This window comes from Pseudoalteromonas sp. MTN2-4 (assembly GCF_042848605.1).
Taxonomy (GTDB): Bacteria; Pseudomonadota; Gammaproteobacteria; order Enterobacterales; family Alteromonadaceae; genus Pseudoalteromonas.
This window is the reverse complement of record NZ_BTGK01000003.1, coordinates 304,054-328,789: the sequence shown is the minus strand read 5'-3', so window position 1 is coordinate 328,789 and position 24,736 is coordinate 304,054. Positions and strand designations below refer to the sequence as shown.

Here is a 24,736-nt window from a genome sequence, read left to right as displayed (position 1 = left end):
AAATGTTAGATTCAAAATATTTACGTCAGGATATTGCTGAAGCAGCAGCTCGATTAGCTAAACGTGGCTTTGAGCTTGATGTTGATGCGATTAATGCTTTAGAAGAGCAACGCAAAGCGCTTCAAACAAAAACACAAGAATTACAAAGCGAAAGAAACAGCCGCTCCAAAGCAATTGGTCAAGCTAAAGCAAAAGGCGAAGATATTCAGCCACTACTAGATGCTGTTGCTAACTTAGGCGACCAACTTACAGCAGCTAAGAACGAACAAGATGAAATTTTAGCTAAGCTAAATAATATCGCTTTAACTTTACCTAACTTACCGGCAGAAGATGTGCCTGCTGGAAGTGATGAAAGTGAAAATGTTGAAATCATCAAATGGGGCGAACCTAAGCAGTACGATTTTGAAGTTAAAGATCACGTAGATTTAGGTGAAGCGCTTGACAAAGGCTTAGACTTTGAAACCGGTGTTAAACTAACTGGTTCTCGCTTCACTGTAATGCGAGGTGGTGTTGCGCGAATGCACCGTGCACTAGTTCAATTCATGCTTGATACACATGCTGATAAGCATGGCTACACAGAAATGTACGTGCCTTACCTTGTAAACAAAGACAGCTTACTAGGTACGGGCCAGTTACCTAAGTTCGCAGGTGATTTATTCCACACTAAAGGTTTAATCAACGACGATGGTGAAGAACAAGAAGGTTTCAGCTTAATTCCAACAGCTGAAGTACCGCTCACAAACTGCGCACGTGATGAAATCTTTGATGAAAAAGAACTACCAATCAAAATGACAGCGCACACGCCTTGTTTCAGAAGTGAAGCGGGTAGCTACGGTCGTGATACACGTGGCTTAATCCGTCAACACCAGTTTGATAAAGTAGAACTTGTTCAACTTGTAAAACCAGAAGACTCAATGGCAGCACTTGAAGAGCTAACAGGTCACGCTGAATATATTTTACAAGCATTAGAGCTTCCGTACAGAAAAGTCGTCTTATGTACTGGTGATATGGGCTTTGGTGCAACAAAAACATACGATCTAGAAGTATGGTTACCAGCGCAAGACACGTATCGTGAAATTTCATCTTGCTCAAACATGTGGGATTTCCAAGCACGTCGTATGCAAGCACGTTTCCGTCGTCAAGGTGAGAAGAAGCCAGAACTACTTCATACATTAAATGGTTCTGGTTTAGCTGTTGGTCGTACTTTAGTAGCAATTTTAGAAAACTATCAACAAGCAGATGGTTCAATCGTGGTACCAGAAGTATTACGTCAATACATGGGCGGTTTAGAAGTTATCAGCTAAGACTTCTTTCAACAACTGTCAATATGATTAAGGTCGCTTTCTAGCGGCCTTTTTTGTGTCTGTAAGATCCTAATAAATATGCACTTTATTTAGTCAAAAAATTACAGTGAACTGACAATGCAAATTTTCACTTATTTTAGATTCTTAATCCATATATTTCGATTTATCAAATTTAAGTTTTAAAAATAATTTGTTATTTATTTAAATTATTCTTTTTTTTCTTGGGTTAATTTTAATTATGTAAATTATATTGCAGCTATATGAAGAATATGTTTTATTAGATTCCAAGGGTTGGCCAATCCTGCTTTTATGAAGCGTTAAAGTCATTTCTTTAAGCGGCTTCGTGTTCTCGTATTTACAAAATTAGACTTTATAAAACATGCATCATTTTAATTTGAACGTAAAGGCTAATAACATTTGAATTTTGCGTTTTTATTAACTATTCATTAAATGTTGCAATGTTTTGCAGTGTTAATAAACAAAAGGTGAGGATTTACCTATGAAGAGACAAAAGCGTGATCGATTAGAAAGAGCACATTCCCAAGGATATAAAGCAGGTTTAGCAGGACGCTCAAAAGAACTTTGTCCATATCAACAACTAGAATCTAGATCAGAATGGTTAGGCGGGTGGCGAGAAGCCGTAGATGACCGCAATATGTTTAAAACTTAATTTAGAGAATTTATTACAACAAAGCCCTCAATTATGAGGGCTTTGTTGTTAGAGCAAAGTATTTATAACTTTAATTAGAATGCGCTCGTATCTTGGAAAAGACCTACTTTTAAATCTTTTGCTTCATAGATAACGCGACCATCTACTTCAACTGTACCGTCAGCCATACCCATGAATAATTTACGCTTAATTACACGCTTCATATCTACACGGTAAGTCACTTTTTTAGCGGTTGGTAAGATTTGACCTGTGAATTTAACTTCGCCAACACCTAGTGCACGACCAAGACCAGGGCCACCAGACCAACCTAAGAAAAAGCCAACGATCTGCCACATTGCGTCTAGACCAAGACAACCAGGCATTACAGGGTCGCCTTTAAAATGACAATCGAAGAACCAAAGGCTAGGGTCAATGTCTAACTCTGCAATAATTTGACCTTTGCCAAATTTACCACCGTTATCGTTGATCTCAATAATACGATCCATCATTAGCATGTTGTCACTTGGTAAACGGCAGTTGCCTTCACCAAACATTTCACCACGACCACATAGGATCAATTCTTCTTTTGTGTAGCTGTTCTTTGGTTCCATAGTATTAATACTTTTTCTTCAAAATAAAAATTCAGGCTACTTTAGCTTACAGATGTACGCCAAACAACTCTGAACAGTTGATTATTGACAATATTTTAAACATTTAAGCATTTTTATATGACAACTTGCATCAACTTGGGCGATTTTTAGAATACATTTCTTTATAATGATTCTTGTTAACTTAGTTCATTTTGGATCGACATGATTTTATTCGTAGACGCTTTAACTGTTATTGATTTTTCTTACTTTTGTAATAAAAGAGGGCCGGTAGGTGAAAGTTGGATTGCTGACTTAACACTTCATGGAGACTTGAATGATGAGTCTATGGTTTTAGATTTTGCACTAGTAAAAAAGCAGATTAAACGCATTATCGATGACACAATCGATCATAAGCTTGCAATACCAAAGCGTTTAAATGGCACATGTAGTATTGAAAGCGAACAAGTGAAGCTTGATGCACAATTCGGTGAAGAGCATCACATTGCAATGTATGCACCCGAACAAGCTGTTTGCTTGATTGACGCTGAAGCAGTCAATGAACAATCAGTGATTGAGTTCTTGAAGCAGCAAATCATGCCTAAAATGCCTGAAAACGTTAAAGACATCGATATTGAACTTCGCACAGAGCAGACGTCTAGTTTTTATTACCACTATAGCCATGGCTTGAAAAAGCATGATGGTAACTGCCAGCGTATTGTTCACGGCCACCGTTCGTTGATTGGTATTAGCCTTGATAACATTCCTATGCCTCGTTTGCAAAAAGAATGGTCACGTAAATGGGAAGATATTTACCTTGGATCTGAAGAAGACTTAATCGCCAACTCAGAACTTAAACATATTAAAGCCTATGACAATGATTATGCCTTTGCATACACGTCTACACAGGGCTATTTCGAATTAGCAATCAGTAAAGCGCGTTGTGATCTTTTACCTTGTGATACAACAGTAGAGTGCATTGCTGATTACTTAGCAACAGAAATTAAAAAAACGCACCCTGACAATGCCGTAAAAGTAAAAGCATTTGAGGGCGTAGGCAAAGGAGCCATTGCATATGCTTAAAGCCGCATTGTTCGCTTTAGTTGGTTTGACTGCCAGTGTTAGTTCAATGGCACTGGAACTTAAAGGAAGTCTAACGCAAGGCGGTATGATCATTGGTAAGCTAGACAAGCCTAACTCGGTATATTTTAATGGCAAAGCATTAAAAATAACCAAAGAGGGAGAGTTTGTGTTTGGCTTCGGTCGAGATGCAGATACAAAACATACCCTAACTTGGGTTGACCATACAGGAAAGCAACATACACAAGACATTGTGATCACAAAGCGTGAATATAAAATCGATCGTATCACGGGTGTTGAGAAGAAGTACGTTTCGCCACCTGACTCAGTGCTTGCTCGTATCAAAGATGACGCAAAACGTGTGCGAGCTGCTCGAGCAGGAGAATCTGATTTTACATTTTTTAAAGACACCGTTTTACGACCTGCAAAAGGCCGTATTTCGGGTGTGTATGGCAGTCAGCGCTTCTTTAATGGCAAACCTAGAAATCCACATTTTGGCTTAGACATTGCAAATAAAACGGGCACGCCAGTTTGGGCACCACTTGCGGGTAAAGTCGTGATGGCGGATCCTGATCTATATTATAGCGGCGGTACGGTGATCATCGACCATGGTCATGGCATTACTTCAACCTATATCCACCTTAATAAAATACACGTAAATGTTGGCGATAAGGTAAAAGTCGGTGACCATTTTGCTGATATAGGTGCCACAGGTCGTGTAACTGGCCCGCATTTAGACTGGCGTTTTAATTGGTTCAATGAACGTTTAGATCCCGCTTTATTAATGAAAGATAAACTTGCAAATACTAAGTAGTAACTTAAATGAATGATATCGAAAAACAAGCCTTGATTGAGCAACGTATTAAAGAGTCTGTTACGTCTGTAACTAAGACTGTTTTTCCAGGACGCACGAATCACCATAATACTTTATTTGGTGGTGATGCACTTGCATGGATGGATGAAGTCGCTTTTATTGCAGCAACACGTTTTTGCCGCAAGCCTTTGGTTACTATTTCGTCTGATAGAGTAGATTTTAAAGAAGCTATCCCAGCGGGAACTTTTGCTGAATTAGTAGCGACTGTATCTCATGTTGGTAATACTAGTTTAAAAGTGGATGTTAATATCTTCCTAGAACGTATGCACAAAGATGACAAACACTTAGCAATTTCGGGTAGTTTCACCTTTGTTGCTGTTGATGATAATCACAGACCAACGCCAGTTGTGTGTGATAATATACTCAAAGGCTTTAAATAGTGTTTATGTACTGAGGGCTATTAAGCCCTCATATCTCATCTGTAATTTCTTCAATAATTCTAAATAAATGTTCTTCTTCCATATCTAGGTGATCTAAAACATCATCCATGATGTTCCGCCATTCATCATTTATTTCGCTTGGTTTGTCTTTTAAAAAAGCGCAATGTCTTGAGAGTTTGAGAATACACAGTAAATCTAACCCAATTTTGTCTAACTCTTCTGATTGAAATAAGCCATCGATGTCATGTTGGTAGTAAATAATGTTAATCATGACTTTTGGTAGGCGCCATTGTTGTGCTAGTAAAGCACCTATGGTAGCGTGATTTGTTTGGTATTTTTCAAACTGCAATTTAGCTGCGTCATCCCAATTGTTTTGGACAGCATAAGACATAACTTCTTCAAAATCGTCAAAATGCTGATTCAGAATTGCCACACCTACACCGTGAAAAAGCGCTAGCATATAAGCGTGATTAGACAACGCTGGTTTATCGAGCTTCATTGCAACTATACTGGCAATATGCGCAATAACGGTTTGAACATCCCAAAATTTGGCCATAGTTGGATCTGTGCCAACGGCGGCTTTAACTGCAACAGCTTTAACTAAGGGGATTAACCTCTTTAAGCCTAAGATCATGATGGCTTGATCAATAGATTCTATTTCTTTTGCGCGTCGAAAAGCGCTTGAATTGACGACTTGAAGTATTGCTGCACAGATCCCAACATCTTCCTGTAGAATTTCAGATACATGAGAAATGTTTGGCTCTGGCTTTTTAGTTTCTTCTGAAAACTTTATCAGTGCCTCAGGCCTTGGTGGGATTGAAACACTTCTAAGAATTACCTTTTCTTCATTGGTTAATGATATTGGCATACCATAACTCCAATCTAATTAACTATTTAAATCATAGTTTATGGTTCAGAAAAGTGGTATTGAATTTACAGTTAGGAGTGGAAAAAGAATTGCGTAGTTAACTACGCAATTCATTTTAAATTTATTTACATTGCTTCGTATTCTTCTTGCCAGAAGAACTTTTCTTCACCAAAAGCAGGAACAAGTCCATCAAGCCAAGTAGCTTCTTCGTCGTATTTTGCAAAGAAAGGACGCTGAACCCACTCAGGATTACGCGCTTGGATAAAGCGAAGTACAAATACTTTTTCACCTGCAATTTCAGTCACACCTGACACTTCAACTTTACCAGGACCCGCACTCATCGAAGGACCGCGTACTGTTCTACTTACACCTGAAACTTGTTTGTAAGCATCACGGAAAATTTCCCAAGTTTTATACAATGGTAATTCGAAGTAGCGCTTAGCACCAGTATCACGCTCAATGAACATATAGTAAGGGATCATGCCCATTTGAGTTTGTTCTTTCCACATCTCAGCCCACATATCTGAATCAACGTTTAAGTTGTTTAATAGTGGAGCTTGTGTACGGATCTGTGCGCCTGTTTTACGAATAAGCTTTATAGCTTCACGGCTAATATCTGTACGTAATTCTTGCTTATGGTTAACGTGCGCCATAATTGAAACATGTTTGCCTGCATCTACAAGCTCCTTTAATAAAGCTAATAGGTCTTGCGCATCTGGATCTGTAACGTAACGGAATGGCCAGAATGTTAAAGACTTAGTACCAATACGAATAGTCTTGATGTGATCAAAGCGCGGCTCTTTAAGTGCCTCTAGGTACTTACGTAACTTTACAGTACGCATAACCATAGGGTCGCCGCCTGTCATTAGTAGATCGGTTACTTCAGTGTGTGATGCAAGGTAATTGTGCAGTAATTCTTCATCGTTATTGTTAAAACGCGTTGCTTTACCTACGAACTGCGCCCAACGGAAACAGAAAGTACAGTAAGAGTGGCAATATTGACCTTGAGCAGGGAAGAACAACACGGTTTCTTTGTATTTATGTTGGATACCTTCAACTTGCTCACCTTCAAAAGACGGCACATTTTTATCCATTTGACCAGCAGGGTGCGGGTTTAACTTTTGACGAAGTTGTGTTGCTAATTCAAAAACTTCTTCCGGGGTATGTTTTCGTTTTAATAGCGCAGCCATCTGCTCATATGACTCATCATCAAGCATGCCACGCTGTGGGAAAGTTAATTGGAATACCGGATCATTCGGAACTTTATCCCAATCAATTAGCTCTTCAATCACGTAATTATTAACACGGAAAGGAAAAACATTGGCGACAACGCGCATCTCAAAGCGTAAATGCTCAGGAAGTTGATGCAGTTGTTCAATCTTATCTATCTGACGGTGTTGATAAACATTGAATTTAGGTGGTACATAAGCTTCTGCTGGCTGCAATTGGACGGTTTGCTGCATATGTTAGTTTACTCTACTTCTAATTACATAAAGCGTAGTAGTTTAACAAATTAATAGCTATGTTTCAGCGTTATTTGTATCAGTTCGAACAAATAACGCTAAGTTTTTGATTATTAGCTTTAGTATTTTTCTGTGCTGATAGCTTGGTAAATTGCAGAGCATAAAGCCATAATGTCGTTATCTGAGCTAATATAAGGTGGCATTATATATATGAGGTTGCCAAACGGTCTGATCCAAACCTTATGTTCTCTAATAAAATACTTTTGAATCTTAGCAACATCTACGGCACGATTTACTTGCACTACACCAATCCCACCGAGCACTCTGACATCTTCTACAGCTTCTAATTGCGAACATTGAGATAGGTAAGTATTCATTGTCTGTTCGATATTTTTAATCTGTGAAAGCCAATCGTTTTCATGTAACAGCTCTAAACTTGCATTAGCCGCAGAGCAGGCAAGGGGATTCCCCATAAACGTTGGTCCGTGCATTAATACGCCAGCTTCACCTTGACTGATCCCGACAGCGACGTCTTCTGTTGCCAATGTCGCAGAAAGCGTCATCGCACCACCAGTCAATGCTTTACCAATACACATAATATCTGGACTGATGTTTGCGTGTTCACAAGCAAACATTTTTCCTGTTCTACCAAAGCCGGTAGCAATTTCATCTAAAATGAGGAGTACACGATATTTATCACACAGTGCTCTGAGTTTTTTGAGATAAGACGGATGATAAAAGTTCATACCACCAGCGTTTTGTACAATGGGTTCGATAATAAAAGCGGCGACTTCATTGCTATATTGTTCAAACGCATGTTCTAACGCTGCAAGTTCGGCTTTATTTTCGTTATCGTAAAAACCAGCTTTTGGTGCTTCGACAAAGATATGTTCAGGTAAGAAACCCTGATACATACTGTGCATTGAATTTACTGGGTCGCAAACACTCATCGCAGCAAAGGTATCACCGTGATAGCCTTTTTTGGCGGTCATGAGCTTTGTTTTAGTGGTTTCACCTTTGCTTATCCAATATTGCAATGCCATTTTGATTGCAACTTCAACGCTTACAGAGCCGCTGTCGGCTAAAAACACTTTTTGTAAAGGCTCAGGACTTATTGCAACCAGCTTTTTACATAGTTCAACCGCTGGGGCATGTGTGATACCACCGAACATAACGTGGCACATTGTTTGTGCTTGATTTTGTATTGCTGAGACTATTTTGGGGTGATTATAGCCATGAATGGCACTCCACCAAGAAGCCATACCATCGATGAGTTCAGTGCCATCATCAAGATAAAGTTTGTTCCTATCTGTATGTGTTACACCGTAAACAGGTAATGGATCACCTATAGACGTATATGGGTGCCAAATATGCTGTTTATCGAATTTGATATCTATAGGTTGAAAATTACTCACTTGTAAACCTTTAGCTTTGCTGTGACGTTGACAATACTACGACACTCAGTAGACTAAGCCAATCACCGTCAAATCAAACGCCTAATTAATAGACAGGCTAAGAATAAAAAAGAGTATCAGATTATGGCTACAGTTCGTCACGATTGGACTTACGAAGAAGTAAAAGCACTATTTAACATGCCGTTTAACGACTTGCTATTTCAAGCGGCAAGTATTCACCGTGAGAACTTTAATCCAAACGAAGTACAGATCTCGACTTTACTATCAATTAAAACGGGTGCTTGCCCTGAAGACTGTAAATATTGCCCACAGTCAGCGCATTATAAAACAGACTTAGACCGTGAACGCTTAATGGAAGTAGAAAAGGTTGTTGAACAAGCGAGATTAGCACGTGAAAAAGGCGCAACACGCTTCTGTATGGGCGCAGCATGGTCTGATCCTAAAGACAGAGACATGCCTTACATTTCAAAAATGGTGCGTGAAGTAAAAGAGCTTGGTTTAGAAACCTGTATGACACTCGGCATGCTTGATAACGAAAAAGCACATGCACTTAGAGAGGCTGGCCTTGATTATTACAATCATAACCTAGATACCTCGCCTGAATATTATCAGCAAATTATCACAACACGTACTTATCAAGACAGACTTGATACCTTAGAAAATGTACGTGATGCAGGCATGAAAGTATGCTCTGGTGGTATTGTTGGCATGGGTGAGCAAGCGGGTGATCGTTATGGTTTATTAATGCAACTTGCAAACTTACCAAAACAACCTGAAAGTGTACCAATTAACATGCTTGTAAAAGTGAAAGGTACACCACTTGAAGACGTTGAAGATCTAGACCATTTTGAATTTATTCGTACGATTGCCACTGCGCGAATTATGATGCCACACAGTTATGTGCGTTTATCAGCGGGTCGAACTGCAATGAATGAGCAAATGCAATCAATGTGTTTCTTCGCAGGCGCAAACTCAATTTTCTACGGTGATAAGTTATTGACTACTGAAAACCCAGAAGCCGATGCAGATATGAACTTACTTAAGAAACTGGGTATGAATCCAGAGAAGCGTCAAGACTACTCAGATGAAGCATACGAAGCGTCTTTAAGTTCAAAAATTGCTGATAAAGCAACGTCAGAGCTATTTTACGAAGCATAGTGAATGGCGTTTGAATTTATACAAGTAGCGTTGCAACAAAGACGAGTAGAGTCTTTGTTGCGTGCTCGACATGTGATTGCTGATTCAAGTGACGCACGCTTTTTAACGAGCAAAGAGGGTAAGCAATATTTAAACTTTGCCAGTAATGATTATCTTGGTTTAGGGTCTAATTTAGAGTTACAAGGTGGACTAACAGGTAGTCGTTCCTCGGCACTTGTTACAGGATACCAGCAGTGCCATAAAGATTTTGAAGCTTTGCTGTGCAAACATTTTGGCTACGAGTCCGCTTTACTGTTTAGTACAGGCTTTAGTGCAAATAGCAGTGTAATCAAGTCTCTTTTTTCACAAAGCTTAGGCTCAAAAGCCGCGCTTGATTCTGCCATTTTCCAAGACAAACTTAACCATGCCAGCTTAATTGATGGGGCTTTGCAATCTGAAGCCAAGCATATCCGTTTCAACCATAATGACATGGGGCATTTACGACAGCGTTTAGAAAAAAGTAAAGCTGCTAATAAGTTAATTATTAGCGAAGGCGTGTTTTCAATGGATGGAGATTGTGCGCCACTGCAGCAACTTGAAAAACTAAAGCAACAACATAATGCTTGGCTGATGTTAGATGATGCACACAGTTTTGGTGTATTGGGCGAACATGGCCTGGGAAGTGTTGGTCAAGGTTGCAAGCCTGAAATTCTGGTGATCACATTTGGTAAGGCAATGGCGTGTCAAGGCGCAGCTGTTTTAGCAAGTAAATCAGTCATCGACTTTTTACTTCAGTTTAATCGTGATTATATTTACTCGACGTCTATGTCTCCGCTCATGGTTCAAGCTGCAGAGCAGCAGTTTTTACGTGTAATTGACGCGAGAGAACAGAGACAGCACTTGTTTAATAATATTGCGTTATTCAAGCAGCTTTGTGCCGATGCAAACATTCCCGTAATGTCGTCAGACACTGCGATACAGCCGGTTGTGTTAGGCAGCGCTGAAAATGCATTAAATGCGCAAGCTAAGCTTAAAGAGCAGGGGATTTGGCTAACAGCTATTCGTCCACCAACAGTGCCACATAATACTGCCCGACTCAGGATCACAATTACCGCAGCACATACTCATGATGATATTGAAAAGCTTGTAAAAGCCTTAAAGGTGTCAATATGATTGCAACACTCGATAAACTTTCAACGGCGAAGCAGTTTTCAAAAGCCGCAGGGCAGTACAAGCAACACGCGCATGTTCAAAAGTTGGCTGCTGAGTTGTTATTCTCAAGATTAAATAAGCACAGTCAAGTCATGCTTGACCTTGGTGCAGGCCCTATGCTGCATCAGCATAAACTAAAACATCACAGTGACTGTCTGGTTGCGATGGATCTGAGTTTAGGCATGTTGTCTGAGACACATCCTGAGAATAATGTGAATCGTGTTTGTGCAGATATGGATAAACTGCCTTTTACAGAAAACGTATTCGATGCAGTATTTTCAAATTTTGCAATTCAATGGAGCGCAGAACCTGAAGCTTTATTTAAATCACTTTATTCAGTGTGTAAGCCAGAGTCTCAAGTTCTATTATCGACAGTTTTAGATGGCTCTTTGTCTGAAATAGCTCAAGCATGGAAAGCAGTGGATGATAAACAACACATTAATGACTTTTTGAATTTAACTCAGTTGATTAAAATTGCACAAAGCGTTGGATTCAAAGTGGTGTACTCAAATCAGCACTGTCTTCAAGATCATTACGATAAACCAATTAATGCCATCAAGTCGGTGAAAAATATTGGCGCAAATCATTTAACTGACTGTCAAAAAGAGCAGGGCTTACTGGGGAAAGCGGCTTATAAAAATCTATTGTCAGCTTTTCCACTACAAGGAGGTAAAGCCGTTATTAGCTACCAAGTCGGTATTTTGGAGTTAACAAAATAATGAATTCTTTTTTTATCACAGGTACCGATACTGAAGTCGGTAAAACTCATGTTACTTGTTTATTACTCAAGTTTTTGACCCAACATAAGCGCTCAGCAATTGGTTTTAAGCCTATTGCTGCGGGAGCAGAAGAAGCATTTGGTCAACTGGTCAATGAAGACGCTTTAAACATAATGGAGTCTTCGAATGTCCATGCTAAATATGAGCAAATAAATCCAATTTGTTTCGAGCCGCCAATCGCGCCCCATATTGCAGCGCAACGTGCAAACAAAGTAATTACACAAATAGAACTTAATCATCATTATAAAGAGATTCTATCCGTCGGTGCCGAGTTCACTCTTGTAGAAGGTGCTGGAGGCTGGTCTTTGCCAATTAATGACATGGAATATTTGTCTGATTGGGTAAAAGCGCGAGAACTCCCCGTTATTTTGGTTGTCGGTATGAAGTTAGGCTGTTTGAATCACACGCTGCTTACAATTGAAGCGCTAAAAGCCCAAGGGGTAAAATGTGTGGGCTGGATTGCAAATGAAATTGACCCAGATATGTCAGAGTTTGATGCCAACCTTGAAAGCTTAAAATCACGTATTGACGCGCCTTTATTGGCTGTTGCACCATTTGCAAAAAGCAAAGCAAAATTGAAAATTTATAAGGCACTAACCGATCTTTTTGCAATTAACTTGTAAGCGCGTGGTTTAAGGCAAGTTTAATTTTAATGTAAAAAGTGATATCTCAATAGATATCACTTTTTATTTTTGGTTTTAATTTAATTACGAATAATCTGAATTTTAATTAGAAAAATTCGAAGAATGAGATCACAAATTCGGTGCCCTTATCTGGCTCACTCAATACTTCAACTTTTGCATTATGTTGCTGCAAAATACTGTATGAAATAGACAAACCTAAACCAGTCCCTTCACCGGGCGCTTTAGTAGTGAAAAAAGGAGTAAAAATCTCTTTTAGGTTTTCACGAGATATGCCTTTACCTTCATCTTTTACTCGAACAATGATTTTTGTACGCTCTCTATAACATCGTACGAACAAGGTACCACCCTCAGCCATAGCTTGTTTTGCGTTTACGAACAGATTAACAAAGACTTGTTGTAATTTACTTTCTATTCCTAAAATCGTGGCGCTTTCTAACAGGTCCGTTTCGATATGGTGTTTATATTTGAATTCATTGCTTACCATATTAAGAGATTTATTGATGACTTTAGTTACATCAATAGGCTCTAATTCATCGTTGTCCATCCGGGAGAAAGTACTCAAATCAGCCACAATGGCTTTGACTCGCTCTAAGCCTTCGACTGAAGATTTTAAAATTTCATCACTGTCCTCAAACAAAAATGGCAACTCAAATTCTTCGTAATTTTTATTTAAAGTTGACAGCGAGGTATTCGAACGCTCATCAGTAAGCGGCTGCAAAGCAGATTTAATATCTTTGATATAGTCAGCCATGGTATCGAGGTTACTTATTACAAAGCCTACCGGATTGTTAATTTCATGGGCAACACCTGCGGCTAAGTAACCTAATGATGCGAGCTTTTCTTGCCCAACCAATTGCAATTGTGTTTGTTCTAAAACTTTATTTGTTTCTTCAAGGTTCATAAGTTGCTGTTGAAGTTCCTCTTCAGCTCTCTTTCTTTCTATGGCGATAGAAAGCATACTTCTTGAAGATTCAAGGGTTTGCAGCTTGGTGATATTGATATCTTGTTGGTCTTCGTAGAGTAAAACTGCAACACCAACCGTTTTTTTATCTTCGAGCGTGAGTGTATATAACGGCACCATCACACAAAATTGATAAAAGCCTACCGCTTCGTTACTTATGTCACTGGTATCTATGAGTTGTGTTTCTTGTTCTTGCAGTAACAAATCGAATACCTTTTCTCTATCAAGTTGAGCAAGAAAGGACTTTAACAGTTGCAAGTGCTCATTAATTTCAGATTCGGTACTAGATTGAGTATAGTATTGAAATTGACCGTAATTACATAGATTATCGAGTTCAATAAATAAATTATCTGGTTTTGATAAAAACGCACAGGTTCTTTCTAAGTAGTTTTCAACAATCTTATTAAGCGTTGGTTTGCTCCAGGTTTCAGCTAATAGGCCAGTTAAAAAAGACAGTTGAGTTTGTTGATTTTCGACTTCCATACGCGTTTCATCATTTAAAACTTCTTGTTCTAAAAGCTCCCGAGTATAGTTTTCGAGCTGCATTTCGGCGAGCTTTCTAGCTGCTCGCTCTCTTCTTAATGCGCGTTCAAGTACGTCTATTTTGTTTTGTGCTTCTTCACTCATAGAAACCTTACTTCTATATGGCAGGCTTCATCACCGTCGTGTAAACATTGAGATTGAGAAATCGATACTTCTTCACCGAAATGTTTTGCAGCCCCTAAAATAAGGCCTTCTGACAAATGACATAGTTTTCGCTCTGAGCGATAAATCATAGTGAGGTGCTGGTCGTTTTGGTCTTTGTAATCAATCTCCGGTAAATTTGAATCTGCGTAGAATTTTTTTACCTCGATGTGAATTAAATTATCAACCATGTATAAAAACGCATGAAGTGATGGCGCTCGTTTTGCCTCACTGGGTGCCATAGGCATGAGTTTCTTAAATAAAAACTCACCAAACGTCCTAAGTAAATCTGGGGCTGGTACGTTTAATGCTTCACAATAATAGGTTACGATGCTGAACAATTCGCTGTCATCGTATTTAATAGAAGATGTGTAGATCCCTTGAGAGGGAAGGTCGAGTGTATTTAACATGGTGTCCCATGCTTCTAAGCCATGATTATTTTCCACAAACTCTTGTAGCGCGTTGAAAACACTGCCTTTCATATAAATCTCCACATTTCGCGTTATGAGGTTGATATATTTCTAAAATAGTGTCACTTTTTACATAACGCAATGTTTTAAAATCATTTGTAGAAACATAAGGTTTTATTGAATGTCTGATAAGTTGCCAATTTTAATTGTGGATGATGAGACACAAGTACTTAACGCTTTAAAACGCCTGTTTAGAAAGGAGTTTGAAGTGACTGTGTGTGATAAACCACTTGAAGCTGTAGAAGTTTTAAAACAGCAAGAGTTTGCGGTTATCATTTCAGACATGAAAATGCCATTGATGAGTGGTGCAGAGCTGCTTGCTCAGGCTTTTATTATTAATCCAAATACAGCTCGTATTCTTTTAACGGGCTACTCAGACATCGACTCAACTGCTTTAGCAATAAATGAAGGCAAGATTTCGAACTATGTCAGCAAGCCTTGGCGCAATGACGATTTAAAAGAAATAGTCATGCAGGCTTGCGAACAGTATCAATTGAAGCAGTCTGTAATTCGTTTGCAAAATGAGCTGGAAGAAAAAAATAAACAATTACAAAGTTACAACGATGAACTAGAAAGTAAAGTTCAGGCTCGAACTTCATCACTCTCTCAACTTACTGACAAACTAAAAAACGTTAATCAAAAGCAGCGCAAACTGTTCCATGACGTCATCGAGATGATCAACCTAATCATTGAAGACACAACAGGCAGTGATGATGGCCACATAAAACGCGTAGCATCACATTGCCGTTTAGTTGCCAAGCACCTAGGGTTAGAAAAGCCACTTATTACTCAAGCCTATTTAGCTGGATTGATGCATGAAATTGGCAAAGTGTCTTTACCTGATGAGCTTGTTAAGTGCACTGAAAATGAATTGATGAAAGAACAACTTATAGCAAAGCAGCAAAATGCCATCAAAGGTGCTGAAATCCTTCAAAAGCTGCCTAATTTGCAAATTATAGGCAAAGGTATTTTGCACCAATATGAGCACTATAATGGCACCGGGCTACCGGATCATTTAATCGCAGACAACATACCGACTATCAGTCGTATTCTCACTATAGTAAATGATTACGACAAGTTATTAATCGGTCGTATTACTGGTGAGAAGATGCAGCAAGATCAAGCTATGCTAACCATGAAAACCTTGGAAACTGAGTTTTATGACCCACATATCCTAGATGTGTATTTCGAATTACTGTCTAGCGGCAAAGTATTTGAAAATCATGATATTGACGTATGTGTGGGAGTTAGTTGTTTAGAAACAGGTATGCACTTAACACAGGATTTATTGAACAAACAAGGTGCGGTGATTTTAACTGCTGGTACCGAAATCACACCAAGCATCATTGAAAAGCTACAAAAGTATCAAAAAGACTGGAATTATATTTTTAACGTGTTCGTACATTAGTTTCTATTCTTAGCCACTCTCTGGTGGCTCTCAAAAAACCTTTAGTTTAAAATAGCGCTAGTTTTATTTTATATGCTATTTGGAGCTCGTTATTTTAAACGTATCTAATGTCACCATGCAGTTTGGTGCAAAACCACTTTTTGAAAATATTTCTGTTAAATTTGGTGATGGAAATCGCTACGGTCTAATCGGTGCCAATGGGTGTGGTAAATCGACATTCATGAAGATATTAGGTTCTGAGCTTGAGCCTTCTGCAGGTAACGTGAGTGTAGCTCCAAATATTCGTTTAGCGAAGCTTAATCAGGATCAGTTTGCTTACGAGCAATACACAGTCATTGATACGGTTATTATGGGTCATAAAGAGCTGTGGGAAATTAAAGCTGAACGTGACCGTATCTATTCTTTACCAGAAATGAGTGAAGAAGATGGTATGAAAGTGGCCGATCTTGAAACGCAATTTGCAGAAATGGATGGTTACTCGGCTGAAGCAAAAGCAGGTGAGTTGCTTTTAGGTGTTGGTATTGGTACTGAGCAACATTATGGCTTAATGTCAGAAGTTGCACCGGGCTTCAAGTTACGTGTTCTTCTTGCTCAGGTGCTATTTGCAGATCCTGATATCATGCTACTAGACGAACCAACCAACAACTTGGACATTTATACAATCAAATGGTTAGAAGAAGTACTTAACCAGCGTGATTGCACCATGTTAATTATTTCCCACGACCGTCATTTTTTAAACTCTGTTTGTACGCATATGGCTGACATCGACTACGGTGAATTACGTGTCTATCCAGGCAACTATGACGAGTATATGTTCGCTGCGACTCAAGCACGTGAAAAGCTATTAAATGAGAATGCTAAGAAGAAAGCGCAAATTGCAGAACTTCAACAATTCGTATCTCGTTTCTCGGCAAATGCTTCAAAAGCAAAACAAGCCACATCTCGTGCAAAACAGATTGATAAAATTCAACTTGATGAAGTTAAAGCATCGTCTCGTCAATCGCCTTTCATTCGTTTTGAACAAAGTAAACAGCTTTTCAGAAATGCGCTTGAAATTACCAATGTGTCACAGGGTTATGACAGCACTTTATTCTCAGGCTTAGAAGGCTTAGTTGAAGTGGGTGAGCGTATCGCTATCATAGGTGAGAATGGTGTGGGTAAATCAACGTTACTACACACTTTAGCGGGTCGTTTAGCGCCTAAAACAGGTGAGTTTAAATGGTCTGAGAATTCGAACATTGGTTACTATGCACAAGACCATGCTGATGAGTTTGAAAAAGACCAAACTGTATTTCAGTGGATGGAGCAATGGCAACAAGAAGGTGACGACGAGCAAGTGGTTCGTGGTTTCTTAGGCCGTATGCTGTTTTCACAAAATGACATCAAAAAGTCAGTAAAAGTTCTATCAGGTGGAGAGCAAGGTCGTATGTTGTTTGGCAAATTAATGATGCACAAGCATAATATTTTGTTGATGGATGAACCTACAAACCACATGGACATGGAATCAATCGAAGCACTTAACTTAGCACTTGAGCAGTACGAAGGTACATTGTTGTTTGTGTCACATGACCGTCAGTTTGTATCATCACTTGCAACTCGTATTTGGGAAATTAAAGACGGTAAAGTGATAGACTTTAAAGGGACATATGACGAGTACCTTGCACAACAAGAGGCGACTAACTAACCGCTTTATACAATGGTACTTTTCAATGGTATTACCTAACTAGATAGGTATAATACCCACATAGAAACTGCAGGCTTACCCCCAATAAGAGCCTGCAGTTTGTTTTTCTATCGTTCAAAACTTCTGAGGATTTATTATGACGGTTGGCATTATCATGGGCTCAAAATCAGACTGGCCTACTATGCAACATGCAGCAGACATGCTGGACAAGTTTGGCATCGACTATGAAACAAAAGTAGTTTCGGCTCACCGTACACCTCAACTTCTAGCTGATTACGCGTCAAGCGCAGCTGATCGTGGTATCAAAATTATCATTGCTGGTGCTGGTGGCGCTGCACACCTTCCAGGTATGGCTGCAGCTTTCACAAGCTTACCAGTGCTGGGTGTACCAGTTAAATCAAAAACACTAAACGGTGTTGATTCATTACTTTCAATTTGCCAAATGCCAAAAGGTGTAGCAGTAGGTACGTTGGCAATTGGTGATGCGGGTGCGGCTAACGCGGGCTTACTTGCTGCTCAGATTTTAGGTTGCCAACAACCAGAAATCTTTGCAAAAGTTGAAGCTTTTCGTAAAGAACAAACAGAAACAATTTTAGCTAACCCAAATCCTGCTGAGTAATATGAACGTTTTAGTCCTTGGCGCAGGGCAACTTGCGCGAATGATGAGCTTGTCATCGAAGAATTTAGACATTCATGTTACAGCTTACGATGTTGGCTCTGAAAAAGTTATCGATCCTGTTACTTTTTTAACAGTTGATCAGTCATTACAACAAGCCATTGACTCAGCAGATGCAATTACTGCTGAGTTCGAGCATATTCCTTTAGATATTCTAAAGCTATGTGATCAAAGTGGTAAGTTTTACCCAGGCACTGAAGCCATAGCAACGGGTGGTGATAGAGCGAAAGAAAAAGCGCTTCTTGATACTGCCAAAGTTGCCTGCGCGCCTTATAAAATTATCACTGAAAAACAGCACTTGCTAGATTCAATTGAAGAACTCGAAATGCCGCTAGTCGTTAAAACTTGCCAAGCGGGTTACGACGGTAAAGGGCAGTGGCGTGTAAAGTCGCTGGATGACGTTGAGCAAATTTGGGCTGAGATGTCTGAATTTTTAACGAAAGATGCATCTCATCAAATTATTGCAGAAAAAATGATCCCATTTGATCGTGAAGTTTCCATCATAGGTGTACGTTCAAAAAATGGTGAAACTGCAATCTACCCTCTGACTGAAAACCAACATACCAATGGGGTATTAACACTTTCAATCGTGGGTAAAGAGAAAAATGCAATTCAAGCGCAAGCAGAGTCTGCGTTTAACGCTATCGCCAATGCATTAGAGTATGTTGGCGTATTAGCCATTGAGTTTTTCGATGTAGATGGCACTTTGTTGGTAAATGAAATTGCGCCACGTGTACATAACTCGGGTCATTGGACTCAGCAGGGATGTCATGTTAGCCAATTCGAAAACCACATGCGCGCCGTTACAGGCCTACCACTCGGTTCAACGGTTTTGAATCGTCCAACCGCGATGATCAACGTGCTAGGGCAAGCAAATATTCCAACTGACGTATTGGCTGTTGCTGATACAACCAGCCACTGGTATGGCAAATCAGCAAAACCAGGCCGTAAGATGGGACATATTAATGTTTCTGCTAATAGTTTATCAGAGCTTGGTGATAAACTCTCTGAACTGGCTCAATTACTGCCAGAGCAAGATTACCCGGGTGTTCAGGCAACTTCTGAGCAGTTAAAAGCACTATAATAAAAAAGCCGAGTTTAACTCGGCTTTTTTGACTCAAGTTATCTGAATTCAATAAACTAAATAAGGCTTTTGTAAAGTGACTAGTCAGTCTATTAAACAGTTTTCGTTTATTGGATTCTTTGTACTTTGTCTAACAGGGTTTATAGGTCCTGCATTTTCTCTTCTTCTTGGTCTTGCTTTCACACTGATTTTTACTAACCCATATTTGTCTTTAAGTAATCAAGCCAGTAAATGGTTATTAAAATTAGCTGTGATAGGTCTAGGATTTAATGTCGACTTTAATGATGTACTTGAAGTCGGGCGAAGCTCGTTTGTTCTCACCATTGTGAGTATTACAGCTATAATAGGGCTCGGTGAAATTTTAGGGCAGCTCTTTAAAGTAAATAAAAATACCAGTGTGTTATTGTCTTTTGGTACTGCTATTTGTGGAGGCAGCGCAATTGCAGCAATGGCCCCGGTAATAAAAGCTAAACAGCACGAGATTGCGGTGTCATTGGCCATAGTATTTCTATTAAATGGCTTAGCTTTGCTGATTTTTCCTGCAATCGGGCATTACTTTGAGTTAACCCAAGAACAATTTGCGATTTGGGCTGCGCTTGCGATCCATGATACGAGCAGTGTGGTTGCAACAGCCTCGACTTACGGTCCAATCGCTGTTGGTATTGCAACGACAATTAAGCTCACACGTGCAATGTGGATCATCCCATATACAGCATTAGCTGGTGTATTTTGGAAAAGTGAAGAAAAGGCAAGTATTCCTCTTTTTATTGTCGGCTTTTTATTAGCAGCCCTTATTAATACCTACTTTCCTGAATATTCGACTTTTTGGCAGTTGGGTTATGCAGGAGCAAAACATGTACTTTATGCCTGTTTATTTTTGGTCGGATCAAGTGTGTCTCTGTCTATGTTAAAACAAACAGGGTGGCGCCCTCTAGCGATGGCAACCTTACTTTGGGGCATTGTCAGTTCAGTCATTTTACTCCTGATAATCGATGGGGTGATAAATTAATACAATTTTCTTGGAACTTTTCAAAAATGGACTAGTCTTAGGTAATGAGGCGCGGATAGGCCTCATTTCATAATCGTTGTTCATCAACGACTATGTGAGCGCAGAGAGTATTTGGCCAGCATCCTATGCTGGCCTTTTTTATGTTCATAATTACAATGTTTTTAGTCTAAGCGCTACGCACTTCCTTAATTATTGTTATTTTATCTAAAATTATTCGTATTCTATCTTCGCATTTGCTTAAATTGACCTAGTCTAACAAGTTGAAGAATAACTATGATCAAACACTCTCTAATTTCAGCTGCGGTTGCAGCGAGCCTGTTCTTAACAGGTTGTCAAACAACCACATCTACAGACGCGGTCAAGGCTGAACCAGCTTCAAACTTCGCCCCTGTTGTAGCAACGCCATTAGATTTTGGTGGTGAGAACATCACATTAAAGCAAGCAATGGCACACCCTGATTGGTTGGGTCGTCAACCTGAGCGCGCATTTTGGGCTGCAGATAGCCAAACTGTGATTTTCAACCGCAAGCAAGCGGGTAATGAATTACGCGATACGTTTGCTGTTACAGCTGGTAAAGCGCCTACGCAAGTTGTATTAAACCAACTTCATACAGTTGGTGCAAAAAACGCGGTTTATTCAAAAGATGGTGCAGTGCAAGCCTATACGTTTGAAGGCAATGTGTTTGTTAAGAACATCAAAACGGGCGCAATCAAACAGCTTACACAGAGCTCTGATAGAGCGCGCTCTTTACAGTTTTTAAATTCTGGTGAATTAGCTTATCGCACTGGTAATAGCTTCTTTAGCGTAGATATTAATTCAGGTCTTACTAAAGAGCTTGTTAAATTACATCTAGCTGACAAACCTAAAGGTACGCAAGAGCCATCAACTTACATCGCTAAAGAGCAACACAAGCTGATTGATTTTGTAAAGCTAACGCATAAAAACGCGCTAGATAAAGAGCAACGCAAAGCGCAATTAAATACTGAAAATGACACAATTGCATCTAATCAATTTTATCTAGGTAAAGGTAACCGCCTTGTAGAAGCAAGCCTTTCTCCAGAAGGCGATAAACTTATCGCTGTTGTGACAAAGAGCACACCATGGCGCGCTGATACAGACATTATGCCTAACTATGTGTCACAAAACGGTGACATCGAAGCAGTGCCTGCTCGTCGTCGCGTAGCTGATTCGAAACCATCTAGCTCAGATGTCATCTTCATTGATATCGCAACTAAAGCACAAACAACTTTAAGTTATGAAACACTACCTGGTTTTGATGAAGATGTTTTAGCAGCTGAGAAAGCAGAGAATGCAAAAGCTGAAGGTAGAACTTACGAATCAAAACGTGAGCCTCGTCATATTAACTTGATGATGGACTGGGGTTGGGATCAAAGTGCGGTTCAGTGGAATACGTCGGGCTCTCAAGTTGCGGTAATGCTTGAAGCATGGGACAACAAAGACCGTTGGATCGCAACCGTTGATTTTGAGAATAACGAGTTCAAATCACAACATCGTTTACACGACGATGCATGGGTGAACTACACGTACAATGACTTTGGCTGGATGAACAATTCAGATACCTTGTATTACTTGTCTGAAGAAACAGGTTACAGCCATATTTATGCTAAACCTTTAAATGGCAAAGCCAAGCAACTTACTAAAGGTCAATTTGTTGTTTCACACTTAACGCTGAGCAAAGATGATTCGCAAATTTACTTTAAGGCGAATGTTAAGCACCCAGGCATTTACGAAGTTTACCGTGTGAACACACGAACTGCTGAAAAAGTGGCGCTGACTGACTTAGATGGTATGACGGATTATGAATTGAGCCAAGATGAGCAAAAATTATTGCTTAATCACTCAAAGATCATGATGCCTAATGAACTATATGTTGCAGATGCTAAGCCAAACGCACAAGTAACACGATTAACAAATACTGTTTCTGACGAGTTCTTAAATAAAAAACTAATCGCGCCAAAAATCGTTGCAGTGCCTTCAAGTCATACAGAACAACCAATCTATGCAAAAGTATATTACCCAGCTGACTACGTAGAAGGTGAGACTGGCAAAACACGTAAAGCCGTTATTTTCAACCATGGTGCGGGTTACCTGCAAAACTCACACATGGGTTGGTCTGGTTACTTCCGTGAGTTTATGTTCCATTCACTATTAGCAAGCGAAGGCTATGTAGTAATGGATATGGATTACAGAGCGTCTAAAGGTTACGGCCGTGATTGGCGTACAGCTATTTACCGCCAAATGGGCACACCTGAAATTCAAGATTTAGAAGACGGTGTTAAATGGATGGCTGAAAATGTGAATGTTGATACTGGCGCAGTAGGTACCTATGGTGGTTCTTACGGTGGCTTTATGACATTTATGGCATTGCTTACAAAGCCTGAACTATTCCAAGCGGGCGCAGCACTACGACCAGTGTCTGATTGGGCATACTACAATACGCCATACACGTCTAACATTCTTAACCATCCAGATGTAGACCCGATTGCGTATCGTCGTAGTTCTCCAATCTACTTTGCTGAAGGCTTAGAAAAGCCATTACTTATCAACGCACCAATGGTTGATGATAATGTTTTCTTCCAAGACGTAGTTCGACTCGTACAGCGCTTTATCGAGCTTGAGAAAGAAAACTTCGAAACAGCGATTTATCCAGTTGAGCCACATGGATTTAGGCAACCAACGGGTTGGTTAGACGAGTACCGTCGTATTTATAAGTTGTTTAAAGAGCATCTTTAAAATATAAAATGAATAGTAAGGGCCTTTATCGGCCCTTTTTTATGGGAATTAAAAATAAAACTGTTTATTTGTACAGTTATTTGATTTCGTCCAATAACATTATTGCAGCGCGTTTTATCCATTTTTCACAGGTTAACAAAATTGGACATTATAAACTCATGTTTACAAAAAACTTTTCTTGTGTGAATATTGGGACACGTAATATAGCCCGTTTTGTCGGTATTTATACTGGCAGTTTGGGAGATAATAAGCTTTTAGGCTACATCAAGGTTGAATTCATGGATTGGAACTATTTAATCATTTTCGCAATTTGCTTGAGCTTCTTTTTCATAATGGTGAAATTGTTTGAAATAGACGCAAAATTAAAAATTCTCTTATCCCAAAAAGAAATCGATTGGTCTGAACAATTCAATGAAGAAATTCACACCGCTATTTTAAGTGGAGACCATACTAAAGCTGCAAAATTACTCAGAAATAAAACGGGTTTATCCTTTGTTTACTGCTTAGATATAGTCAAAAAACACGATGAAAGTGTAGCCTAACAAGAAAATCAAATCGGACTAAAAACGCTTGGCTTGGTTCGCTACGCTCACAAGTATAGCCAAGCATTTTTAAGCGTTTTGTACTCATTTATTAAGTTACCAACAACATAAGGAATATCATGAATTTCAAACTTTTTATTATTGAGCTCTTTCAGGCATCATCTTTTTTGGCTGTAATTACCTTCTTATTTGCCATTCTTAGTTACGAAACATACAAGCACGCACTTGATATGACATCTTTTGCGTTTGTATTCGGCGGTGTTCCAATCATGCTTGCCAAAAGGTTTTTGGTTTCTTTTCTTAAAGAAATTAAACAGTAATAGGTTAATCAGTTACACGTACATAACAAGTACCTAAACTATAGGACGCAAAACAGCAGGCTTGTGCTCCTTCGTCGCTAATTTTAGCCTGCTATTTTACGCCGGTTAGGCAAGCGTTAGGTGCTAATGAAGATTGTCTTACTAACTTTGCTTTTGCTATTTTCATTCAAAGTTTCTGCTGTTGAACCTTGTGCAGCAGTCCCTGATGGCAAGCAAAGGCGAGATGGTGTTTGCTCATATCAAGATGCTGCATTAAGGGCTCGTCAGGTTTTTAGCTACATATTATCTTTAAAAGAATACTGTGATAGCGCAATCCAAGAAGAAATAAATGAGTGGTACTTAAGTAACAAACAGCTCATCGATAAAGCAGTTATTATCGGCAAGCAACCATTAAATGAAATAGTAAAAAATACTGACAAGGCATTATGGCAATCTGAGAGCAGCGACAGAGTTAAAGAGTCTTGCTCATATGTTAAACGTAAAATACATTATACATCACCTTCGCTATTTGGTGGTCGGGTAGGTGAGTACTTGGATTCTTACACACCAAACAAGCAATTAAACAGAGATTAATAACCGAGCTACATGGACTCACCTTTGTTAAGCAATGGGTGCCTTCGACAACAAGAAGATCTGACAGCAGCTCTAAATTCGGCGTTTATTAGCTTTGCTACACTATCGCCCTGATGATTTGCGCTTGAGCAATGACCTCATTCGTTAGACCGTATTTTCTACTTCCTGATTAAACAGGT

General features: G+C 39.4%; 24 protein-coding genes. 18 read left to right on the top strand and 6 right to left on the bottom strand.

Features of this window, described 5'->3' with window-relative positions:
* Positions 1-2: 2 nt before the first annotated feature.
* Both serS and rmf read left to right on the top strand, forming a co-directional pair.
* Positions 3-1,304 (top strand): serine--tRNA ligase, encoded by a 1,302-nt coding sequence (serS, locus tag ACGHEH_RS10330; protein ID WP_390444845.1) that lies wholly within the window; start codon positions 3-5, stop codon positions 1,302-1,304.
* A gap of 499 nt (positions 1,305-1,803) precedes the next feature.
* Positions 1,804-1,974 carry a ribosome modulation factor gene (gene rmf, locus ACGHEH_RS10325; protein ID WP_130254303.1) on the top strand — a complete coding sequence of 57 codons (171 nt, stop codon included), beginning with the start codon at positions 1,804-1,806 and terminating at the stop codon, positions 1,972-1,974.
* Positions 1,975-2,048: 74 nt separating this feature from the next.
* On the opposite strand, the gene fabA is transcribed toward rmf, so the two are convergent.
* Positions 2,049-2,564 (bottom strand): 3-hydroxyacyl-[acyl-carrier-protein] dehydratase FabA, encoded by a 516-nt coding sequence (gene fabA, locus ACGHEH_RS10320; RefSeq protein ID WP_390444841.1) that lies wholly within the window; start codon positions 2,562-2,564, stop codon positions 2,049-2,051.
* A 201-nt stretch (positions 2,565-2,765) separates the two neighbouring features.
* Here fabA and ACGHEH_RS10315 point away from each other — a divergent pair, with 201 nt between their 5' ends.
* Genes ACGHEH_RS10315 through ACGHEH_RS10305 form a run of 3 tightly spaced genes read left to right on the top strand, consistent with a single transcriptional unit; the run spans position 2,766 to position 4,874 of the window.
* A complete protein-coding gene (locus ACGHEH_RS10315) occupies positions 2,766-3,623 on the top strand; it encodes a 6-carboxytetrahydropterin synthase (protein ID WP_390444839.1) in 858 nt (285 codons plus the stop codon).
* Positions 3,616-4,434 (top strand): M23 family metallopeptidase, encoded by an 819-nt coding sequence (locus ACGHEH_RS10310; protein ID WP_390444836.1) that lies wholly within the window; start codon positions 3,616-3,618, stop codon positions 4,432-4,434. The genes ACGHEH_RS10315 and ACGHEH_RS10310 overlap by 8 nt, the downstream gene beginning before the upstream one ends.
* 8 nt (positions 4,435-4,442) lie before the next feature.
* Positions 4,443-4,874: an acyl-CoA thioesterase gene (locus ACGHEH_RS10305; protein ID WP_130254299.1), complete on the top strand. Its 432-nt coding sequence runs from the start codon at positions 4,443-4,445 to the stop codon at positions 4,872-4,874.
* A gap of 28 nt (positions 4,875-4,902) precedes the next feature.
* Here the strand turns inward: ACGHEH_RS10305 and ACGHEH_RS10300 are convergent, their stop codons facing one another.
* From ACGHEH_RS10300 to bioA, 3 genes are all read right to left on the bottom strand, one after another.
* Positions 4,903-5,742: an HDOD domain-containing protein gene (locus tag ACGHEH_RS10300; protein WP_390444833.1), complete on the bottom strand. Its 840-nt coding sequence runs from the start codon at positions 5,740-5,742 to the stop codon at positions 4,903-4,905.
* Between the two features lie 125 nt (positions 5,743-5,867).
* Positions 5,868-7,205 (bottom strand): KamA family radical SAM protein, encoded by a 1,338-nt coding sequence (locus ACGHEH_RS10295; RefSeq protein ID WP_390444831.1) that lies wholly within the window; start codon positions 7,203-7,205, stop codon positions 5,868-5,870.
* A 119-nt stretch (positions 7,206-7,324) separates the two neighbouring features.
* Positions 7,325-8,620: an adenosylmethionine--8-amino-7-oxononanoate transaminase gene (bioA, locus tag ACGHEH_RS10290; RefSeq protein WP_390444829.1), complete on the bottom strand. Its 1,296-nt coding sequence runs from the start codon at positions 8,618-8,620 to the stop codon at positions 7,325-7,327.
* Between the two features lie 123 nt (positions 8,621-8,743).
* Between bioA and bioB the strand changes: the two genes are divergently transcribed.
* The 4 genes from bioB to bioD are packed head-to-tail and all read left to right on the top strand — an operon-like array spanning position 8,744 to position 12,371.
* Positions 8,744-9,778, top strand: a complete 1,035-nt coding sequence (gene bioB / locus ACGHEH_RS10285; RefSeq protein WP_390444826.1) for a biotin synthase BioB — start codon at positions 8,744-8,746, stop codon at positions 9,776-9,778.
* 3 nt (positions 9,779-9,781) lie between these two features.
* Positions 9,782-10,930: an aminotransferase class I/II-fold pyridoxal phosphate-dependent enzyme gene (locus tag ACGHEH_RS10280; RefSeq protein ID WP_390444824.1), complete on the top strand. Its 1,149-nt coding sequence runs from the start codon at positions 9,782-9,784 to the stop codon at positions 10,928-10,930.
* Positions 10,927-11,688 carry a methyltransferase domain-containing protein gene (locus tag ACGHEH_RS10275; RefSeq protein WP_390444822.1) on the top strand — a complete coding sequence of 254 codons (762 nt, stop codon included), beginning with the start codon at positions 10,927-10,929 and terminating at the stop codon, positions 11,686-11,688. Before ACGHEH_RS10280 ends, ACGHEH_RS10275 begins: the two co-directional genes overlap by 4 nt.
* Complete coding sequence (gene bioD / locus ACGHEH_RS10270) at positions 11,688-12,371, top strand: dethiobiotin synthase (protein ID WP_390444819.1); 684 nt, start codon at positions 11,688-11,690, stop codon at positions 12,369-12,371. The genes ACGHEH_RS10275 and bioD overlap by 1 nt, the downstream gene beginning before the upstream one ends.
* A gap of 106 nt (positions 12,372-12,477) precedes the next feature.
* On the opposite strand, the gene ACGHEH_RS10265 is transcribed toward bioD, so the two are convergent.
* Both ACGHEH_RS10265 and ACGHEH_RS10260 read right to left on the bottom strand, forming a co-directional pair.
* Entirely contained in the window at positions 12,478-13,980 is a 1,503-nt protein-coding gene (locus ACGHEH_RS10265) for a sensor histidine kinase (protein WP_390444817.1), read from the bottom strand.
* A complete protein-coding gene (locus tag ACGHEH_RS10260) occupies positions 13,977-14,519 on the bottom strand; it encodes a heme NO-binding domain-containing protein (RefSeq protein ID WP_349287275.1) in 543 nt (180 codons plus the stop codon). Before ACGHEH_RS10260 ends, ACGHEH_RS10265 begins: the two co-directional genes overlap by 4 nt.
* A 109-nt stretch (positions 14,520-14,628) precedes the next feature.
* On the opposite strand from ACGHEH_RS10260, the gene ACGHEH_RS10255 reads away from it, so the two are divergent.
* The 9 genes from ACGHEH_RS10255 to ACGHEH_RS10215 all read left to right on the top strand — a co-directional run bounded on the left by ACGHEH_RS10255 (position 14,629) and on the right by ACGHEH_RS10215 (position 24,557).
* Positions 14,629-15,915: an HD domain-containing phosphohydrolase gene (locus ACGHEH_RS10255; RefSeq protein WP_390444814.1), complete on the top strand. Its 1,287-nt coding sequence runs from the start codon at positions 14,629-14,631 to the stop codon at positions 15,913-15,915.
* 91 nt (positions 15,916-16,006) lie between these two features.
* The gene (locus ACGHEH_RS10250; RefSeq protein WP_390445184.1) at positions 16,007-17,599 is read left to right on the top strand and encodes an ABC-F family ATPase; all 1,593 of its coding nucleotides are present in this window, start codon (positions 16,007-16,009) and stop codon (positions 17,597-17,599) included.
* Positions 17,600-17,735: 136 nt separating this feature from the next.
* Positions 17,736-18,218, top strand: coding sequence for a 5-(carboxyamino)imidazole ribonucleotide mutase (purE, locus tag ACGHEH_RS10245; RefSeq protein ID WP_130254288.1), 483 nt, complete (start codon positions 17,736-17,738; stop codon positions 18,216-18,218).
* Position 18,219: 1 nt separating this feature from the next.
* Positions 18,220-19,359 (top strand): 5-(carboxyamino)imidazole ribonucleotide synthase, encoded by a 1,140-nt coding sequence (locus ACGHEH_RS10240; RefSeq protein WP_390444811.1) that lies wholly within the window; start codon positions 18,220-18,222, stop codon positions 19,357-19,359.
* Positions 19,360-19,435: 76 nt separating this feature from the next.
* On the top strand, positions 19,436-20,368 hold the full coding sequence (locus ACGHEH_RS10235; protein ID WP_390444809.1) for a YeiH family protein: 933 nt from the start codon (positions 19,436-19,438) through the stop codon (positions 20,366-20,368).
* A 273-nt stretch (positions 20,369-20,641) separates the two neighbouring features.
* Positions 20,642-23,122, top strand: coding sequence for a prolyl oligopeptidase family serine peptidase (locus ACGHEH_RS10230; RefSeq protein WP_390444805.1), 2,481 nt, complete (start codon positions 20,642-20,644; stop codon positions 23,120-23,122).
* A gap of 41 nt (positions 23,123-23,163) precedes the next feature.
* A complete protein-coding gene (locus tag ACGHEH_RS10225; RefSeq protein ID WP_390444802.1) occupies positions 23,164-23,664 on the top strand; it encodes a hypothetical protein in 501 nt (166 codons plus the stop codon).
* Between the two features lie 119 nt (positions 23,665-23,783).
* On the top strand, positions 23,784-23,984 hold the full coding sequence (locus ACGHEH_RS10220; RefSeq protein WP_390444799.1) for a hypothetical protein: 201 nt from the start codon (positions 23,784-23,786) through the stop codon (positions 23,982-23,984).
* Between the two features lie 126 nt (positions 23,985-24,110).
* Complete coding sequence (locus ACGHEH_RS10215; protein ID WP_390444796.1) at positions 24,111-24,557, top strand: hypothetical protein; 447 nt, start codon at positions 24,111-24,113, stop codon at positions 24,555-24,557.
* Positions 24,558-24,736: the final 179 nt, after the last annotated feature.

Coding starts and splice junctions, on each gene's coding strand:
- serS (WP_390444845.1), top strand. CDS start 3: ATGTTAGATTCAAAATATTTACGTCAGGATATTGCTGAAGCAGCAGCT.
- rmf (WP_130254303.1), top strand. CDS start 1,804: ATGAAGAGACAAAAGCGTGATCGATTAGAAAGAGCACATTCCCAAGGA.
- fabA (WP_390444841.1), bottom strand. CDS start 2,564: ATGGAACCAAAGAACAGCTACACAAAAGAAGAATTGATCCTATGTGGT.
- ACGHEH_RS10315 (WP_390444839.1), top strand. CDS start 2,766: ATGATTTTATTCGTAGACGCTTTAACTGTTATTGATTTTTCTTACTTT.
- ACGHEH_RS10310 (WP_390444836.1), top strand. CDS start 3,616: ATGCTTAAAGCCGCATTGTTCGCTTTAGTTGGTTTGACTGCCAGTGTT.
- ACGHEH_RS10305 (WP_130254299.1), top strand. CDS start 4,443: ATGAATGATATCGAAAAACAAGCCTTGATTGAGCAACGTATTAAAGAG.
- ACGHEH_RS10300 (WP_390444833.1), bottom strand. CDS start 5,742: ATGCCAATATCATTAACCAATGAAGAAAAGGTAATTCTTAGAAGTGTT.
- ACGHEH_RS10295 (WP_390444831.1), bottom strand. CDS start 7,205: ATGCAGCAAACCGTCCAATTGCAGCCAGCAGAAGCTTATGTACCACCT.
- bioB (WP_390444826.1), top strand. CDS start 8,744: ATGGCTACAGTTCGTCACGATTGGACTTACGAAGAAGTAAAAGCACTA.
- ACGHEH_RS10280 (WP_390444824.1), top strand. CDS start 9,782: ATGGCGTTTGAATTTATACAAGTAGCGTTGCAACAAAGACGAGTAGAG.
- ACGHEH_RS10275 (WP_390444822.1), top strand. CDS start 10,927: ATGATTGCAACACTCGATAAACTTTCAACGGCGAAGCAGTTTTCAAAA.
- bioD (WP_390444819.1), top strand. CDS start 11,688: ATGAATTCTTTTTTTATCACAGGTACCGATACTGAAGTCGGTAAAACT.
- ACGHEH_RS10265 (WP_390444817.1), bottom strand. CDS start 13,980: ATGAGTGAAGAAGCACAAAACAAAATAGACGTACTTGAACGCGCATTA.
- ACGHEH_RS10260 (WP_349287275.1), bottom strand. CDS start 14,519: ATGAAAGGCAGTGTTTTCAACGCGCTACAAGAGTTTGTGGAAAATAAT.
- ACGHEH_RS10255 (WP_390444814.1), top strand. CDS start 14,629: ATGTCTGATAAGTTGCCAATTTTAATTGTGGATGATGAGACACAAGTA.
- purE (WP_130254288.1), top strand. CDS start 17,736: ATGACGGTTGGCATTATCATGGGCTCAAAATCAGACTGGCCTACTATG.
- ACGHEH_RS10240 (WP_390444811.1), top strand. CDS start 18,220: ATGAACGTTTTAGTCCTTGGCGCAGGGCAACTTGCGCGAATGATGAGC.
- ACGHEH_RS10230 (WP_390444805.1), top strand. CDS start 20,642: ATGATCAAACACTCTCTAATTTCAGCTGCGGTTGCAGCGAGCCTGTTC.
- ACGHEH_RS10225 (WP_390444802.1), top strand. CDS start 23,164: ATGGGAATTAAAAATAAAACTGTTTATTTGTACAGTTATTTGATTTCG.
- ACGHEH_RS10220 (WP_390444799.1), top strand. CDS start 23,784: ATGAATTTCAAACTTTTTATTATTGAGCTCTTTCAGGCATCATCTTTT.
- ACGHEH_RS10215 (WP_390444796.1), top strand. CDS start 24,111: ATGAAGATTGTCTTACTAACTTTGCTTTTGCTATTTTCATTCAAAGTT.